This window comes from Phreatobacter sp., assembly GCF_027532945.1.
Taxonomy (GTDB): Bacteria; Pseudomonadota; Alphaproteobacteria; order Rhizobiales; family Phreatobacteraceae; genus Phreatobacter.
Map to the genome: position 1 here is coordinate 69839 of NZ_JAPZTZ010000022.1, position 16665 is coordinate 86503.

Genomic DNA, 16665 nt, shown 5'->3' on the forward strand with positions numbered 1-16665 from the left:
GGGCCAAGGCCCCGCCGGATCACTTCTTGGCGGCGGGCGCGGCAGCGGGAGCCGCAGCGGCCGGCTCGGCCGCGGACACGGTCGGGGCGACGATCGACAGCAGCGTGACGTTCTCCTTGGAGGCGAAACGCGTGCCGGCCGGAAGCTTCACGTCCTGGATATGGACGCTGTCACCGACGCCGAGGGCCGAGATGTCGACGTCCACGCCATCGGGCAGGTTGTCGGCGTTGCAGAGCAGGGTGAGCGCGTGCAGGACGAGGTTGACCGTGCCGCCGGCCTTGATGCCCGGCGAGGCCTCGGAGCCCTTCACGTGGATCGGGATCTCGACGCTGATCTCGGCACCGGCGCCGAGGCGCAGGAAGTCCACATGGAGCGGGGTGTCCTTGACCGGATCGAGCTGGTAGTCGCGCGGAATGACGCGATGCTTCTGGCCGTCGACCTCGAGCTCGAACACCGTCGAGAGGAAGTGACCGGCATAGATGCGCTGGTGAAGGGTCTTGTAGTCGATCGCGATCAGCACCGGGGGCTTCTTGTCCCCGTAGATCACACCGGGCACGCGGCCCTGACGACGTTCTGCGCGTGCGGCCCCCTTGCCGCCCTTCGCGCGGACCGTCGCCGACAACATTGCGTTGGCAGCCATGGTCTGTTCTCCAAAAGAAAGACCCGTGGCGGGAGCCTCCAGGGGTGCGGAGATGCCACGGGACGCGGCTCCATAGCGGAAAGCGCCCGCCGGAGCAAGGCTTGCGGTGCTGCGGCGGCGTTTGGCGGAAACAGCAGCGGGGCCTAGTCTGTCCTTCTGTCACGAGAGGCTATCCGCATGCGCATCGCAGCCGTCGTCACCCTCGCTGGCCTTGCCGGCACGCTTGCCTCCGGCCCCGTCGCGGCGCAGAGCCTGTTCGATAGGCTGAGCGGCGCAGGCGGGACGGGCGATCCCTGTTTCGGGCGGACCTATGACCGGGAGCATCTCAACCGCAACCCGGGCCAGCGCGTCGTGGCGATGCATGTGGTCCGCGAGCGGGTGGAGGTCGCGGCGGAGAACGGCCCGCGGCGCTTCACCGTCCGTGTCGGCTTCCGCCTGCGAAGCGGCACCGAGACCTTCTCGACCCTCGCCATCTGCACGCCCGCAGGCGACGGTGCGGCCTGTGCCGGCGAGGGCGACACCGGATCGTTCCGGCTTGCGCCGGCCGGGCAGGGGCTGCGGATGACCATCGCGCGGCTGGAGGTCGAGGGCGAGACCGAGTCGAGCCCCGACCTCGCGCGCGGCGACGACCGCGTCTTCCTGCTGCGGCCCGCGGCGGCGGCAGCCTGCTCCGCCAGCTAGCTCACTCGTCGCGGCCGAGCAGGCCGTCGAGCGCCGCCTTGAGGTTTTCCAGCGACAGCGGCCGGTAGGCGAAGACGACCTTGCTCGCGCCAGCCGGGACCTCGACGCCGCGGAACAGGACGTCGGAGCGCAGCAGCGGCTTGCGCAGGCCGTCTACCTCGACCTCCCAGCCAGGATACCAGGGCTCGTGCAGGGTGAGCACGGTGGAGACGCGGGCATCGACGGCGACCTCGATCCGGTCCGGGCGCCAGGCCGTGATCTCGGCCTTGCCGGGCGAGCGCATCAGCGCCTGCATGGCCGGGGTGAGGGTGGCGCCGCCGCCCTGGCGGGCGGGTGTCTGGCCAGCCGTCGCCTGCTGGCTCAGTTCGTCGTCGTCGTCGACCATGACCTCCTGGTGCGTGCCGTTCACGCGCGGGAAGCTGCCCGCCTCAATGAAGGCATCGGCATCGGCGACGCGGACGGCGCTGGCGAGGGCGACGCGCGGGGAGGGATCGGGCAGGCGGTAGATCCAGGCACGCGGGCCGGCCATGACCGTCTCCACCGTCGAGCGCTGGGCGAGGTGCGGCATCTGCTCGATGGGGCGGTCGAGGACGATGAATTCGAGGCCGAGCAGCTTGGAGAGGTCGCAGCTATAGCTCGGGAAAGAGGTCGGGAACTGCCGGTGCAGGACCGTGTAGGGGCTCTCGCCAGGCGCCACTAGCCGGTCATAGGGGCCGATGCGCAGCGGGTTGTAGCCGTTGGTCGCCTCGAAGCCGTAGACCATCGCGGCGTTTTGCCAGGGACCACCGAGGCCGACGATCTCAACGCGCGGGCGCGTCGCGCGCGAGCCGTGCTTCTTCAGCTCGCGGGTGAGGGTGGCGATGATGCCGGCATCGCGGCCGGCAGGCTTCTCGAGGAAGGCGTACGAGGCGCGCGGCTCGGCATTCAGCGACGAGCCGGCATTGCGCAGCACGAGTTCGCCGCTGGTGACGAGGACGGCAAGGCTCGCCGCGGCGAGGCGCATGCGCGCCGTCTTCGGCCAGGCGAGGAGGACAATGAGGGCCACATAGATCGGCGCGACCTTGGCGATGGCGAGAGCCGATTCCCAGGCCTTGCCGGACTGGGCCGAGAAGTGGATCGCCCAGGCGAGCATGGCGGCGGTGCCGAGCCCAAGGCCAATCACAACGAGCCGGTTGAGGCGCGGCAGGCCGCGGCGGACATAGTCAGCGAGGAGGAAGCCGGCGAGATAGGCGAGGGCGATGACGACGATGAAGAGGCCGCCGACCGGCCGGCGGAAGCGCGAGACGCCCGGCATATGCTCGAAGAGGAATGGGAAGACCGGCGTGTAGCGGCCGAGCGCATAGGCAAGGCCCGCCAGCGCCACGACGGCGAAGACGCGGCGGCCCGAGGCGAAGATGCGGCCGCCGGCAAGGCCGTGCCAAAGCAAGAGCAGGGCGGTGAGCGTGCCGGCGAAGAGATAGTTGAAGGAGCGGTCGGTGCTGTCGATGCCGGGGCGTGTGCCGTGGCTCGGGCCCCAGTCGCCGGTCGCGCTCGGCTGCAGCGAACCGAGTGCGTCGGGGGCGAAGAAGGTGGCGAGGTTCACCGGGAACCAGGATGAGGTCAGCGCCGTCTCGAGATCGACCGCAGGACGGTTCGAGAAGCTGGCGAGCTGGGCCGTGAGCAGGATTGGCACCACCATGAGCGCCGCGCCGAGCAGCGCCATCAGCACAAAGAGGTGGAGGCGGCGGCCGAGATAGGCGAGGGGGCGTTCCTGCACCGCCACCTTGGTCACCGCATAGGCGACGAGGATGGCGCTGAGCAGCATCGGCTCCTGGGTGCGGCCGATGGCCAGCAGCACCGCGGTCAGCGTGAAGCCGATCGCCGACAGGATCGAGCGGCGGTCGAGGGCGATGTCGAGCAGCAGCAGGGCGAGCGGGAAGAGCCCGTAGGCGGTGATGATGCCGACATGGTTCATGCGGCCAGACACGACGCCGCCGAGCATGAAGATGGTGGCGGCGAGCACCGAGGCAGCCGCCGGCCAGCCGAGGCGGTGGCCGTGGATGGCGAGGGCGAGGCCGCCGACCAGCAGATGGGCGAAGACAAGGAAGTCGAAGGCGAAGAGCGAGGGTTCCGGATCGAACCAGGCCCACAGCAGGAAGGGCGGCTGGAAGATCAGCGATTGCGGGTCGGCGATGCTGGGATGGCCGGAATAATGGTAGGGGTTCCAGAAGGGCGTCGCGCCGGAATGAATGGCCGAGGCGAGGAACCGGAAGAAGGCGTAGAACTGGTTCTTGGAGTCCCAGGGGACGACGAGGTCGTTCAGCCACCACTGCATCCAGGCCGCGGTCCAGACGAGGGTGACGGCGACGAGAGCAACTGCGAGGCCAGCGCGAGGGGAGGCTGCGACGCTGCGCCGCAAGCCCGCAAGCCGGGCTTGGGACGCAAAAAAGACGGACGCGCCACGCGAGGCGGCGCGGGCCGGGCTTTGCAACGACACAGGCAGTCCCCCTGGACCACGTAGGATCCGACTTCTTCACTGAAACGTGAACGACGCAAATTTCAAGTGATTTGTCGGCTCTCGGGCACCAAAGACCACGAGCGACATTTACCGCACGTGAACGGGATTGGGTTGCAGCGCGGCGACGGGGGCGCGATAAGCGGGCATGTCCACGCTCGACCGTCCGCGCTCGACCTATGGTGGCCTTCGGGGCGTGCTCGCCAATCTCGCGAGCCGCTTCTCCGCCTTTTCCGACATTTCGGGCCGACGGTTCAACGACCTGATGCCGAAGGGCCTCTATGCCCGCTCGCTCATCATCGTCATCGCGCCAATCGTCATCCTCCAGTCGGTGGTCGCCTATGTCTTCATGGAGCGGCACTGGCAACTCGTCACCTATCGCCTCTCGGCGGCGGTGACGCAGGACATCGCCGCCCTCATCGACATCCACCGCACCTATCCCGCCGACCGTGACGACGCGACGCTGAAGCGGATCGCGCGCGAACGCCTGAACCTCATGGTCGATATCCTGGCGCCCGAGCCCCTGCCAGTGTCGGGGCCGCGGCCCTTCTTCGACGTGCTCGACGCGGCATTGTCGCGAGAGATCGCGCTGCAGGTCGGCCGGCCCTTCTGGATCGACACGGTCGGCAATTCGGCGCTGGTCGAAATCCGCATCCAGCTCGAGGACGGCAAGATCATGAAGGTCTTCGCCCGGCGGGGCATGGCCTATGCCTCGAACAGCCACATCTTCCTCGTCTGGATGGTCATAGCCTCGCTGGTGCTGATCGCCATCGCCATCCTGTTCCTGCGCAACCAGATCCGCCCCATCCAGGCGCTGGCGGCGGCGGCGGAGGATTTCGGCAAGGGGCGCGAGGTCGCCGGCTTCCGCCCGCGCGGGGCCAGCGAGGTGCGCCAGGCGGCGCTCGCCTTCATCGAGATGCGCCGCCGCATCGAGCGGCAGATCGACCAGCGCACCACCATGCTGGCCGGTGTCAGCCATGACCTGCGCACCATCCTCACCCGCTTCAAGCTGGAGCTGGCGCTCCTGCCGGAGGGGCCGGAGACGGAGGCGCTGCGCCGCGACGTCGACGAGATGGGGCGCATGGTCGAGGGTTATCTCGCTTTCGCCCGCGGTGATGCCGGCGAGGCGCCCGCCGTCACCGACATCGAGCTCATGCTGAAGGAGATCGGCGCCGATGCCGAGCGCACCGGCGCGCCGACGACGGTCGCCTATCATGGCCAGCCCACGGTGAAGGTCCGTCCCGACGCCTTCCGCCGCTGCATTGCCAATCTGGTGGTCAATGCCGCCCGTTATGGCGATGCCATCGCCATTACCGGCCATCGCGACCATCGCTGGCTCACCGTGACGGTGGATGATGACGGGCCCGGCATTCCCGCGGAGAACCGCGAGGACGTGTTCAAGCCGTTCCTGAGGCTCGACGATGCCCGCAACGTCGACGATGGCGGCTCGGGCCTCGGCCTTGCCATCGCGCGCGACATCGCCCGCTCCCATGGCGGCGAGATTACTTTGTCGGACAGTCCGCTCGGGGGCCTGAGGGCGACGGTGCGCGTGCCGGTCTGACCGGCCTCAGGCCGCGGCTTCCGCGTCGGCGCCGATCCAGCGCTTTTTCGCCGCCAGCACCACGTCGTGGACGAAGAGCGACAGGTGGCCGGCGGTGATGGCCGCGGAGAGCGCCATGCCGAAGATCCAGTAGCCCGGCATCGAGGACAGCGCCGTCGAGGGCGAGGGGATGCGGCTGGCCTGGTCGAGAAGGGGCTGCGCCAGCCAGGACAACAGGATCAGGCCGGCGAGGCCGCCCATGACGATGGCGGTGGAGCGGATGTTGGCGAGAGGCTCGCTCGGGCCGAGGATGGCCCGCAGGGCGCCGACGAGGGTAAGGCTCAGCACGGTCGCCCAGGAGACAGCGTGGAGGCCGGCATAGACCTGCGCCTCGAAGATGCGTTGCGCGCTCACGAGGGAGTCGATGCGTGCCTCCAGCGTGTCCGGCGACATCCAGAACAGCGAGAGACGATAGCCTGGCACGGGATCGATCAGCCCCCAGCCGGTGGTGGCGGCGGCGAGCGCCGCGGCTGCGAGATAGATCCCGCAAAACGTGATGACGAGCCGCCGCATGGACCCGAGCCTCCGATATCCCGGGGGGGACCCTAGGAGGGGGGCGGGGCCCTCACAATGAAAAGGTTAAGAGAAGGTTAACGCCGCGTCCCATCCCCGGTTCGGCCGGATTGCGGCCCGGCTGCGGCGGGGCGAGGCTCACGGCCACACCAGGGAGGACGAACGATGCCTGATCATCACGCCGCCAATTCGGCTGCCATGCCGGCCGCCATCCGTCGCTGGCATGCGGTCGCCGAGGCGCGGGACGTCGCCGGCCTCGCCGATCTGCTGGCGGACAATGTGGTGTTCGAGAGCCCTGTGGTGCACACGCCACAGGAGGGTCGGGCCCTCACCACAAAATATCTCGCGGCGGCGTTTCAGGTGCTCAACAACGAGGGCTTCCACTATCCGAACCAGTGGTTCGGCGCGCGCTCCGCGGTGCTGGAATTCGCCACCGGCATCGACGGCATCGCCGTCAACGGCATCGACATGATCAGCTGGGACGAGGCCGACCGCATCACCCATTTCAAGGTGATGATCCGGCCGCTGAAGGCCATCAATATCGTCCATGAGAAGATGCGCGAGACGCTGATGGCGATGTCTGCCACCTCATGATGTTGTCAGCCTTTCGGGGTATGTCAAAATCTGGCATTCTGTACGCCTATGACAGCCACTCTTCAAATATTCTAGAATTCTAGAATGAAGACAATGTGGTCATCTTATTACATGTCGACGCGATAAGTGCGAATGGTATCACACGATTATTGCCACGTTCGGTGCGGATGACTTAGCTGTCTCCAACGGCGATCATCGCCTTAAGGAGGAACGTCATGCGTCGTGTTCTGTTCGGTCTGGCTGCTGCCTGCTGCGTTGCAGGGACTGCGTCCGCAGCCGATCTCGGCTCTCCGCGCGGTCCGGTGATGGCGGTCGCCGTCGCGCCAGCCGGGTTCAACTGGACCGGCTTCTACATTGGCGGCCACCTGGGCATCGCCTCGGTCGCCGGTGGTTACGACGCCTTCACACCCCGCAACGGCTTCGCAGGCTTCCCGCTTCAGGGGATGGGCGGTTCGGCGCTGATGGGCGGTATGCAGATCGGCTACAACTACCAGATCAACAGCATGGTCCTCGGCCTTGAGGCCGATCTGTCGGCTGTCGGATTCAACAAGAGCTCGACCACGGCGCTGGCGCCGGCCGCGGGTGTGGTGCCCGTGTTCGCGCGCAGCCTCAACTGGACCGCAACGCTGGCGCCGCGCATCGGCGTCACCTTCGACCGGGCCATGCTCTACGCCAAGGCTGGTCTCGCCCTCGGCGGGTTCACGACCGGTCACGATCAGGGGCCCTACCTGTCCTCCTCCAGCACCCGTGTGGGCTGGATGGTTGGCGCCGGCCTCGAATATGCGGTGACGCAGAACCTGACCGCCAAGATCGAGTACAACTACCTCGCCTTCGGTCGCTTCCGCACCGATCTGGCGGGTGCGCCGAACATCTGGGTCCAGCAGCGTGGTGACGTCCATGCCGTCAAGGTTGGCGTGAACTACCTGTTCTCGTCGGGTCCGGCTGGCGTCGTCGCCCGCTACTGAACGAAGGCTATCCGACAAGATGAAGGGCCGCCTCGTCGAGGTGGCCCTTTTCCGTTGTCCGCCCGTTGGCTGTCAGGCCGCCCGGAGGGCGTCTAGAACCCGCGTCGCCACGCCCGACTCGATTGAGTGGATGATCCGGCGCCCGGAGCGCCGCGATGCAATGATCCCGGCGTGGCGAAGGATGCCGAGATGATGGCTGACGGTCGCAGGCCGGAATCCGGTGCGCCTTGCAATCACGGTCGACGAATCCTCGCCATCGCGAAGACAGCAAAGGACCATCAGCCTCTGGGAATGCGCCATGGCCTTGAGAACATTTTCGATCTCGTCGGCAAGCGTTCGCTGGGCGTCGCAAGGCATATCCATGCCGAAACCTTTTGGCTTTTTCTTCCTCCAAGGCAAGTAATTTACGTGAGGGCTCCAAGGAATGCATTGCGCTGTCTCAAGACAGGCTGCCACGGCCTGGGCCGGATTCTCGATGTGTCGGTCGTGTCAGCGCTGGCAGATGGTCAGCGTCGAGACGGCCTCGCCGGTGGGGCGGAACTTCAGCACCTGCGATCCACCGAGGACCTGGCCGTTCGGCACCCAGTCGCCCGAGACCGTCATGGCCGGCGGCGCGGCGGTGCACAGGCAGGGGCCGCAATAGGTGACGGGGCGGGTGCCCGGCGACTGCGCGGGGGACTGGGCCGGGGCGGCGCCGGCGCTGGCGGCGAAGCCGGCAGCGAGAACGAGGGCGGCGAAGGCGGTGCGGGCGATGCGGATCGACATGGTCTGTCTCCGGTCGGCGGCGCTGTTGGGCCGCGGGACGATGAACTTGACCATGGGTGGCGGCGTGCCTCGAAAAGGTTCAAACCGCCGCGGATTTTTCGTCAGCCAGCCGTATTGGGGCGCCGGCAGGAGGAGGCGGTGCGGCCCGGCTCGCGCGGCTCGAAGCGCAGGGTGATGCGGTCGCCCATGCGGCCACTCGGGCGCCACTCGCCGGGAACCGGCATGTCGGGGCGTTCCTCGTCGCAGAGGCAACCGGTGCAATAGAGGACCGACTGGGGCGCCATCGCACGCGGCGCATCGCCGGCGAGGCCTGCCAGGCCCGCGACGGCGGTGATGGCGGCGGCGATGGAGGACAGCGGCATGAGGGGCATCGGAGCGATCCTCCGGCGGAACGGCTGACTTGAGAACAGCCCGCCGAGGTTAAGGTTCCCTTAACGGCCTGGCCGTCTGCGGTTGGACATCCCGGCGAGAGGCGCCGTGTCGCCTGGGATCGTCACGAAGAGTGGCCCTGAAGCCGCTCACTTGAACATGGGTCGGATCGGCATTCCGAAAGGTTCAAACGAAAAAGCGCGCCGGTGAGGGCGCGCTTCCCGATGGGGACCGGTGATGACCTGAAAGGCTCAGCGCAGCTCGGCGCAGAACTTCTGGATCTTCTCGCAGGCCGTGGTCAGCGTCTCGGTCGATTCCGCATAGGAGAGGCGGAAGGCCGGGCCGAGGCCGAAGGCCGAGCCGTGGACGATGGCGACACCCTCGCTCTCGACGAGTTCCATGGCGAAATCCTCGTCGGTGGCGATGGTCTTGCCCGAGGGAGCCTTCTTGCCGATCACGCCCTGCAGCGAGGGATAGACGTAGAAGGCGCCTTCCGGCGTCGGGCAGGACAGGCCCTTGGCCTGGTTGAGCATGGAGACGACGAGGTCACGGCGCTGCTCGAAGGCCTTGCGGCGCGCCGGGATATAATCCTGCGTGCCGTTCAGTGCTTCCACGCCCGCCCACTGGGCGATGGTGTTGGCGCCGGAGGTCTGCTGGCCCTGAATAAGGTCCATGGCCTTGATCAGGGGCTCGGGACCGGCGGCATAGCCGATGCGCCAGCCGGTCATCGAATAGGCCTTCGACAGGCCGTTCATGGTCAGCGTGCGCTCGTAGAGGGCGGGCTCGACCTGCGCCGGGGTGGTGAAGGTGAAATCGCCGTAGACGAGGTGCTCGTACATGTCGTCGGTGAGGATCCAGACATGCGGGTGCTTCATCAGAACGTCGGTGAGCGCCTTCAGCTCGGCGCGCGTATAGGCCGCGCCCGTCGGGTTCGACGGCGAGTTGAACAGGAACCACTTGGTCTTCGGCGTGATCGCGCGGTCGAGCGCCTCCGCGGTCAGCTTGTAGTTGGTCTCAGGCCCGGCCGAGACGAAGGTCGGCGTGCCGCCGCACAGCGCCACCATTTCCGGATAGGACACCCAGTAGGGGGCCGGGATCAGCACTTCGTCGCCGGCGTTCAGCGTCGCCATGAAGGCGTTGAAGAGCACCTGCTTGCCGCCGGTGCAGACGATGGCCTGCTGCCACTTGTAGTCGAGGCCGTTCTCACGCTTGAACTTGGCGACGATGGCCTGGCGCAGCTCGGTGATGCCGGACACCGCCGTGTACTTCGTCTTGCCGTCGGCGATGGCCTTGACGGCCGCCATCTTGATGTTGTCCGGCGTGTCGAAATCCGGCTCGCCGGCCGAGAGCGAGATGACCTTCTTGCCCTGCGCGTTGAGGTCGCGGGCCTTCTGCGCCATGGCGATGGTGGCAGAGGGCTTCACGCGCTTCAGGGCGTCGGCGAGAAAGGCCATGGTCGACTCCGTCGAGTTTGAAAATCCCCGAAGGCACGTTATGACCGCGTGGAAAATCTCCGCGGCGCCCCGGCGTTCCGGCGGGGACGTTTAGTCGTGCGTCACGGCGCGAACAAGCGAAAAACATTCATAGAAGCCATCATCAGGAAGGGAACCCATGAGCAGCACCACGCGCAGCATCAGCCGGGCCACGCGTCGCGGCGTCGTCCTCGGTTTCGGCGGCCTTCTCGCCGCGCCCCTTTTCATCCGCGGCGCTTCGGCCCAGGCCTGGTCACCGTCGCGGCCGGTCAAGCTGGTCGTCGCCTATCCGGCCGGCGGCCCCACCGACGGCATCGCCCGCATCGTGGCGCAGGATATTTCCGGTCCCCTCGGCCAGCAGGTTGTGGTGGAGAATGTCGGCGGCGCCTCGGGCTCCATCGGCACGCGGCAAGTCGCCCGCGCCGATGCCGATGGCCACACCATCACCTTCGGCAACAACCAGACCCACGGGAACAACATGTTCCTCCTGAAGGAGCCGGGCTACGACGCGGTGAAGGATTTCTATCCGCTCGCCGGAGTCGGCGCCTTCGAGCACATCTTCGTGGTGAAGAACGACTCGCCGGCCAAGTCGATCCAGGAACTGATCGCGCTGGCGAAGTCCAAGCCCGGCGAGCTCAATTACGGCTCCACCGGCGTCGGCTCCGGCTCGCATCTCTCCACCGAGCTGTTCATGGTGCGCACCGGCATCAAGATGACGCACGTGCCCTATCGCGGCGCTGCGCCGCTGGTGCAGGACATTGTGGGTGGCCGCATCGATGTCGCCAATTCCACCATGGCGAGCGTCTTCACCCAGATCCAAGGCGGCCTGATGCGCGGCATCGCCATCGGCTCGCCGAAGCGCAACCCGCAGCTGCCGAATCTCGCGACGCTGCGCGAGCAGGGCGTCACCGATGCCGACGCCGAGAGCTGGACCGGCTTCTTCGCTCCCGCGGCGACGCCGCAAGGCGCCCTCGACCGGCTGTCGCGCGAGATCCTCGCCTCGCTGGCAAGGCCCGCCGTGGTCGAGGCCATCACCAAGCTCGGCTTCACCATCACGGCGCGCGACCCGGCCGCCTTCCGGCCCTATCACGCCCAGGAGATGCAGACCTGGGCGGAGATCATCCGCGCGGCGAACATCCAGCCCTCGGGCTGAGTCCGCGCGGCTAACCTTGTCTTAGCGCCTTGCTGCGATGGTGCCCCGGTCTAGCAACCGGGGCATCCATGCTGGCCTCCCTTCGCAGCGGCGACTGGCTCACCGAAGATCGTGCGCGCATCTATGCGCTGATGATCGCGCTGTTTGGCGCCGCCTCGCTCATTTTCATCTGGGTGACCGGCGGGCCGATGACCGACCGGTTCGGCCGGCCCATCGCCACCGACTTCTCAGGCATGTGGACGGCCGGGCGGATGCTTGTCGGGGGCGATCCCACCGGCCTTTTCGACCCCGAGACCCATTTCGCCTTCCAGCGGCAGGTCTTCGCCAATCCCGCCATTGACGTCTATGGCTGGCATTATCCGCCCTTCTTCCTCGCCGTGGCGGCGCTGATGGGGCTCCTGCCCTATGTGCCGGCGCTGATCGCCTGGCAGGCCTCGACGTTCGCGCTCTATCTCGCCGCCGTGAGGGCCATCGCCCCGCCGCACCGCGCCCTTCTGGCGGTGGCCATTGGCTTTCCGGCGGTCTTCGTCACGCTCGGCCATGGCCACAACGCCTTCCTGACGGCAGGCCTGCTCGGCTTCGGGCTTCTGCTCCTTCCGACGCGGCCGATCATCGCCGGGATCTGCATCGGGCTCCTCGCCTACAAGCCGCAGTTCGGCCTCGTCCTGCCGGTCGTCATGCTGCTCGGCTGGCATGTCCGCGCCGTGGTCGCGGCAGGCGTCACGGTCCTCGCCATGGTGGCGGGCGTGACACTCTGGCTCGGTCCCGAGGTCTGGACGGCCTTCCTCAAGGGTGCCGTCTTCACCCGCGAGGTCATTCTCGAACAGGGCATCACCGGCTGGGCGAAGATCCAGTCGACCTTCTCCGCCTTCCGCTCCTTCGGCGCGCCGCTGCCGCTCGCCTATGGCGCGCAGTTCGCCGTCACCGGCCTTGTCGTTGCGATCCTTGCACTCGCCGCATGGCGCCGGGCTGACCACCGCCTCGTCGCCGCCATGACCGCTACGGGCGCGCTGCTCGCGACGCCCTATTGCCTCGACTACGACATGACCATCCTCGCGGTCGCCGTGGCCTTCACCGCCGCCCATGGCGTCGAGAAGGGCTTTGGCCCCTATGAGAAGACGCTTCTCGCGGCCGTCTGGTTGCTGCCGCTCGTCGCCCGCCCCGGCATGATGGTGACGGGCGTGCCCATCGGCGTCCTCGTCATGGCCCTGTTTTTCGGCGTCCTCGCCCACCGGGCGCTTGGGCCCGATCTCCTCCGCCTTTCCGCCCGCTGGAGCCCCGCCCGTGGCTGAACCGCAGAAGCGCGCGTCCCGATCCGCTGCCCCCGCCTCGGGGAGCCCGGCCCGCGCCCTCATCGACGATCTCGCCCGCCGCCTCGCGGCCGAAGCCTCACGGCCCTCCGTCGCCGTCCTGCTACCCTGCTACAATGAGGCAGCGACCATCGCCGCGACGGTTGCCGCCTTCCGCGCCGCGCTGCCGGAGGCCACCGTCTACGTCTATGACAACAATTCCACCGACGGCACGGCCGAGGTGGCGCGCGCCGCCGGCGCGGTGGTCCGCCACGAGCCGTTCCAGGGCAAGGGCAATGTCGTGCGCCGCATGTTCGCCGATGTCGACGCCGACATCTATGTCATGGCCGATGGCGACATGACCTATGACCCAACAGCGGCCCCCGGCCTCGTCGACCTGCTGCTGCGCGACCAGCTGGACATGGTGGTCGGTGCCCGGGTCGACAGCGAGGAGGCGGCCTACCGGCGCGGCCATCGCTTCGGCAACGCGCTGTTCAACCGCATCACCACCGCGATGTTCGCCTCGCCCTTCAAGGACATCTTCTCCGGCTACCGCGTGTTCTCGCGCCGCTTCGCCAAGTCCTTCCCCGCCTCGTCCTCGGGCTTCGAGATCGAGGCGGAGCTCACCGTGCACGCCATCGACCTGAAGCTGCGCACTGGCGAGGTGCCGCTGCCCTATGGCAAGCGCCCGGAGAACTCGCATTCCAAGCTGAAGACCTATCGCGACGGCGCGCGCATCCTCTGGACGCTGGTCAACATGTACCGGGCCGTCCAGCCGCTGCGCTTCTATGGCCTGATTGCCGGCGTGCTGGCGCTGGCGAGCCTCGGCCTCGCCGCGCCGATCATCCAGACCTACCTGGAGACCGGCCTGGTGCCGCGATTCCCCACCGCCATCCTGTCGGCGGCGGTGATGCAGCTCGCCTTCCTCATGCTGGTCTGCGGCCTGGTGGTCGATGCCGTCTCCGGCGGGCGGCGGGAGATGAAGCGGATGCGCTATCTCGACCTGCCGGCGCTCGCCTGCGAGCCGGCCGCGGCCCATCGTCCCGGCGGCTGACAATCCCGCTGCGTTCGCTATAACGAACGCATGAGCCTCGTCCTCCACGCCGCCCAGCGTTCGGCCAATTGCTACAAGGTGCGCCTGCTTCTGGCGCATCTCGGCATGCCCTTCGACCTGCGTGACGTCGACATCCTGCGCGGCGATACGCGCACGCCCGACTTCCTCGCCATGAACCCCCGTGGACGCGTGCCCGTCCTGCAGGTCGATGGCGGCACCGTGCTGATCGAGTCCAACGCCATCCTCATGTATCTCGGTGAGGGCACGCGCTTCCTGCCCGAGGACAAGCTGTGCCGTGCCATGATGATGCAATGGCTGTTCTTCGAGCAGAACTCGCATCATCCCTCGCTCGGCGAGGCGCGGTTCTGGATGGCGCTGATCCCCGGCGGGCGCGAGTTGAAGCGCGACCTCGTCGACGACTGGATGGAGAAGGGCGAGGAAGCGCTGTCGCGGATGGAAACCCAACTCGCCCGCTCCCCCTTCGTCGCGGGCGACCGCATGACGCTTGCCGACATTGCGCTCTACGCCAACACCCATCTCGCCCACGAGGCGGAGTTCGACCTGACGCCCTTCTCGGCGGTTCGCGGCTGGATCGACCGTGTGGCGGCGGAACCCGGCCATGTCGGCATGGACTGGCGGCCCGTTCCGGTCGTGGCCTGAGGGAAGCGGATCATGGCGGTGCGCGTCCAGCGTGAGGATTTCGACATGGGGGCGGAGGTCCGCCGCCTCACGGCGGGCCGTGTCGATGTGGGGGCGGTCGCGACCTTCACCGGCCTCTGCCGCGGTGTGACCGGCAGCACCACCATCGGCGCCATGACGCTCGAGACCTACGAGGCCATGGCCCTGGCCGAACTCGGCCGCATCGAGGACGAGGCGCGGGCGCGCTGGCCGCTGCAGGACGTACTGATTATCCACCGCCACGGGCGGATGGAGCCGGGTGACAATATCGTCCTGGTGGTGACCCTCTCCGAGCATCGCGAGGCGGCCTTTGCGGCGGCCGAATTCCTGATGGATTTCCTCAAGACACGGGCGCCGTTCTGGAAATTCGAGGAGAGCGGCGGCGATGGGGCCTGGGTTGCCGCGAAGGACGCGGACGATGCCGCAGCCACCCGCTGGCAGGGCGCCGAGGGCGTTTCCCGGCGGTCCTGACCGGGGCGGCGTTTCGCCGCGACACATGGTGAACGGCCCTTAACCCTGCCGCGCCGACCCGGCTGGTCCATTGGCAAGGGTTGCCCGGCTAACAGCGTGCGGCCGGCGCGGGGCCGGCTTGCAGGGCAGCAGCGGGACATGGGACGGGATACGTCGAAGGAGGCCTATGGCCGGGGGCTGAACAGCATCCCCTTGCGCTTCGCGTTGCTCAGCTTCGTCGTGGCGCTGGCCTGCGGCGGGCCGCTGAGCTTCGCGGTGCTGACGCGGATGACGGACCAGGAGCCCGCTCTCGCGGCTGCCGCCATTGCGCTCGGCACGGCTGCCATCTCCGCCGTCATGATGCTGCTCGCTGCCCGCAAGCTCACCAGCACCATCGCCGCCATCCAACGCTCCACCGATGCGGTCGCGGCCGGCCGCTTCGACGAGGTGGTGGACGTCGATTGCGCCTGCGAGATCGGCGGCCTTGCCGAGAGCTTCCGGCGCATGGTGAAGCGGGTGAACGCCAGCATCGTCCGGATGAACGTCCTCGCCCATACCGATCTCGTCACCGGCCTGCCGAACCGCGCGGTGGTGACCCATGTCCTCAATCTCGCCGCCGGCCGGACGCAGGAGCCTTGCGAAGGCGCGCTGTTCTTCATCGACCTCGACGGGTTCAAGGCCGTCAATGACACCTATGGCCACCGCACGGGCGACGAGCTTCTGCGCCAGGTCAGCCGGCGCATCGTCGTCGACGGGTTCGGGCGCCAGCCCGAGGAGCTCGCGAGCTGCACCAATGCCCTCGGCGAGCTGATCGAGGCCTGCCCCGACGATCTCGTCGTGGCGCGCTTTGCCGGCGACGAGTTCGTCGCGCTGATGCCGGGCATCGTCGCGCTGGACGTGCTGCGCGCCCGTGCCGACGCCATCCTCGCGGCGCTTCGGCGGCCCTTCCGCATCGCCGGCCATGACATCGTGATCGGCGCCAGCATCGGCATCGCGCGCGCGCCCGACGACGCGCCGGCGCTCGGCGACCTCATCAGCCTCGCCGACTTCGCCATGTATGTCGCCAAGGCGCGGGGCAAGAACACGGCAGTCTTCTTCGACCAGGACCTGCGCGACCTCGTGCGCGAGCAGGCCGAGCTGGAGGCCGATCTGCGCATTGCCATCGAGACGCAGGCGATGGAGCTGTACTACCAGCCGAAAGTCTCGACCACGAACGGCGAGGTCGTCGGCGTCGAGGCGCTGCTTCGCTGGACCCATCCGAAGCGCGGCGCGGTGGCGCCGTCGCAGTTCGTGCCGCTCGCCGAGAAGGTCGGGCTGATGGAGGACCTCGGTCGTTTCGTCGTCACCGCGGCCATCCGCCAGCAGGTGATCTGGGCGGCGGAGGGGCTCGACCTGCCGGTCGCCGTCAACGTCTCGCCGCGCCAGCTCGAGGACCCCGCCTTCGTGCCTGAACTCCTCGAACTGGTGATGCGCAGCGGCGTGCGCCCGGAGCTGATCGAGGTCGAGGTGACGGAAACCGCGTTGATCAGCGACTATGCCGAGACGGCGGCCAAGGTGCGCCTGTTGCGCCAGGCCGGGATCGGCGTCGCCATCGACGATTTCGGCATCGGCCATTCCAACCTGTCCCACCTGTCGCGCCTTTCGGCGACGGCGTTGAAGATCGACCGTTCGCTCATCGAACGCGTGGCCGAGGACGAGAAGGCGGAGGCGATCATCCGCGCGGCCGTCGAAATGGCGAGGGCTCTCGGCCTGACCAGCGTCGCCGAGGGCATCGAGACGCCGCAGCAGGCGGCCTTCCTTGCGAGCGCCCGCTGCGACGTGCTCCAGGGCTTCCTCTATGCCCGGCCCATGGCCCCGGCCGACCTCCTCGGCTGGCTTGCCGGGCGCGGTGCAAGCCCCGTGGCCGATCTGACCGACGGATTGCGGCAGGCGCTGTCCTGACCATCCA

Annotated in this window: 17 protein-coding genes; 10 read left to right on the forward strand and 7 right to left on the reverse strand. The window is 67.9% G+C overall.

Going from position 1 to position 16665, the window contains the following annotated elements:
* Positions 1-19: 19 nt before the first annotated feature.
* Positions 20-640 carry a 50S ribosomal protein L25/general stress protein Ctc gene (locus O9344_RS16360; protein ID WP_298479680.1) on the reverse strand — a complete coding sequence of 207 codons (621 nt, stop codon included), beginning with the start codon at positions 638-640 and terminating at the stop codon, positions 20-22.
* Positions 641-817: 177 nt separating this feature from the next.
* On the opposite strand from O9344_RS16360, the gene O9344_RS16365 reads away from it, so the two are divergent.
* Positions 818-1321, forward strand: a complete 504-nt coding sequence (locus tag O9344_RS16365) for a hypothetical protein (RefSeq protein WP_298479683.1) — start codon at positions 818-820, stop codon at positions 1319-1321.
* Position 1322: 1 nt separating this feature from the next.
* Here the strand turns inward: O9344_RS16365 and O9344_RS16370 are convergent, their stop codons facing one another.
* Positions 1323-3719, reverse strand: coding sequence for a hypothetical protein (locus O9344_RS16370; RefSeq protein ID WP_298479686.1), 2397 nt, complete (start codon positions 3717-3719; stop codon positions 1323-1325).
* A 244-nt stretch (positions 3720-3963) separates the two neighbouring features.
* Here O9344_RS16370 and O9344_RS16375 point away from each other — a divergent pair, with 244 nt between their 5' ends.
* On the forward strand, positions 3964-5376 hold the full coding sequence (locus tag O9344_RS16375) for an ATP-binding protein (RefSeq protein ID WP_298479689.1): 1413 nt from the start codon (positions 3964-3966) through the stop codon (positions 5374-5376).
* 6 nt (positions 5377-5382) lie between these two features.
* On the opposite strand, the gene O9344_RS16380 is transcribed toward O9344_RS16375, so the two are convergent.
* Positions 5383-5928, reverse strand: a complete 546-nt coding sequence (locus O9344_RS16380) for a hypothetical protein (protein ID WP_298479692.1) — start codon at positions 5926-5928, stop codon at positions 5383-5385.
* 198 nt (positions 5929-6126) lie between these two features.
* Here O9344_RS16380 and O9344_RS16385 point away from each other — a divergent pair, with 198 nt between their 5' ends.
* The gene (locus tag O9344_RS16385; protein ID WP_298479833.1) at positions 6127-6522 is read left to right on the forward strand and encodes a nuclear transport factor 2 family protein; all 396 of its coding nucleotides are present in this window, start codon (positions 6127-6129) and stop codon (positions 6520-6522) included.
* Positions 6523-6737: 215 nt separating this feature from the next.
* Complete coding sequence (locus tag O9344_RS16390) at positions 6738-7487, forward strand: outer membrane protein (RefSeq protein ID WP_298479694.1); 750 nt, start codon at positions 6738-6740, stop codon at positions 7485-7487.
* Positions 7488-7559: 72 nt separating this feature from the next.
* Here the strand turns inward: O9344_RS16390 and O9344_RS16395 are convergent, their stop codons facing one another.
* The 4 genes from O9344_RS16395 to O9344_RS16410 all read right to left on the reverse strand — a co-directional run bounded on the left by O9344_RS16395 (position 7560) and on the right by O9344_RS16410 (position 10075).
* Positions 7560-7850 (reverse strand): metalloregulator ArsR/SmtB family transcription factor, encoded by a 291-nt coding sequence (locus O9344_RS16395; RefSeq protein WP_298479697.1) that lies wholly within the window; start codon positions 7848-7850, stop codon positions 7560-7562.
* 126 nt (positions 7851-7976) lie between these two features.
* Complete coding sequence (locus O9344_RS16400) at positions 7977-8252, reverse strand: hypothetical protein (RefSeq protein WP_298479700.1); 276 nt, start codon at positions 8250-8252, stop codon at positions 7977-7979.
* A 101-nt stretch (positions 8253-8353) separates the two neighbouring features.
* On the reverse strand, positions 8354-8623 hold the full coding sequence (locus O9344_RS16405) for a hypothetical protein (RefSeq protein ID WP_298479703.1): 270 nt from the start codon (positions 8621-8623) through the stop codon (positions 8354-8356).
* Positions 8624-8872: 249 nt separating this feature from the next.
* A complete protein-coding gene (locus O9344_RS16410; protein ID WP_298479706.1) occupies positions 8873-10075 on the reverse strand; it encodes a pyridoxal phosphate-dependent aminotransferase in 1203 nt (400 codons plus the stop codon).
* Between the two features lie 157 nt (positions 10076-10232).
* On the opposite strand from O9344_RS16410, the gene O9344_RS16415 reads away from it, so the two are divergent.
* The 6 genes from O9344_RS16415 (at position 10233) to O9344_RS16440 (ending at position 16658) form a co-directional block, all read left to right on the forward strand.
* On the forward strand, positions 10233-11246 hold the full coding sequence (locus O9344_RS16415; RefSeq protein WP_298479709.1) for a tripartite tricarboxylate transporter substrate binding protein: 1014 nt from the start codon (positions 10233-10235) through the stop codon (positions 11244-11246).
* Positions 11247-11314: 68 nt separating this feature from the next.
* Positions 11315-12538 carry a glycosyltransferase family 87 protein gene (locus O9344_RS16420; protein ID WP_298479712.1) on the forward strand — a complete coding sequence of 408 codons (1224 nt, stop codon included), beginning with the start codon at positions 11315-11317 and terminating at the stop codon, positions 12536-12538.
* Positions 12539-12599: 61 nt separating this feature from the next.
* The gene (locus tag O9344_RS16425; protein WP_298479836.1) at positions 12600-13589 is read left to right on the forward strand and encodes a glycosyltransferase family 2 protein; all 990 of its coding nucleotides are present in this window, start codon (positions 12600-12602) and stop codon (positions 13587-13589) included.
* Between the two features lie 30 nt (positions 13590-13619).
* Complete coding sequence (locus tag O9344_RS16430) at positions 13620-14249, forward strand: glutathione S-transferase family protein (RefSeq protein ID WP_298479714.1); 630 nt, start codon at positions 13620-13622, stop codon at positions 14247-14249.
* Positions 14250-14261: 12 nt separating this feature from the next.
* Positions 14262-14738, forward strand: a complete 477-nt coding sequence (locus O9344_RS16435; RefSeq protein WP_298479717.1) for a molybdenum cofactor biosynthesis protein MoaE — start codon at positions 14262-14264, stop codon at positions 14736-14738.
* Between the two features lie 138 nt (positions 14739-14876).
* Positions 14877-16658 (forward strand): EAL domain-containing protein, encoded by a 1782-nt coding sequence (locus O9344_RS16440; protein ID WP_298479720.1) that lies wholly within the window; start codon positions 14877-14879, stop codon positions 16656-16658.
* Positions 16659-16665: the final 7 nt, after the last annotated feature.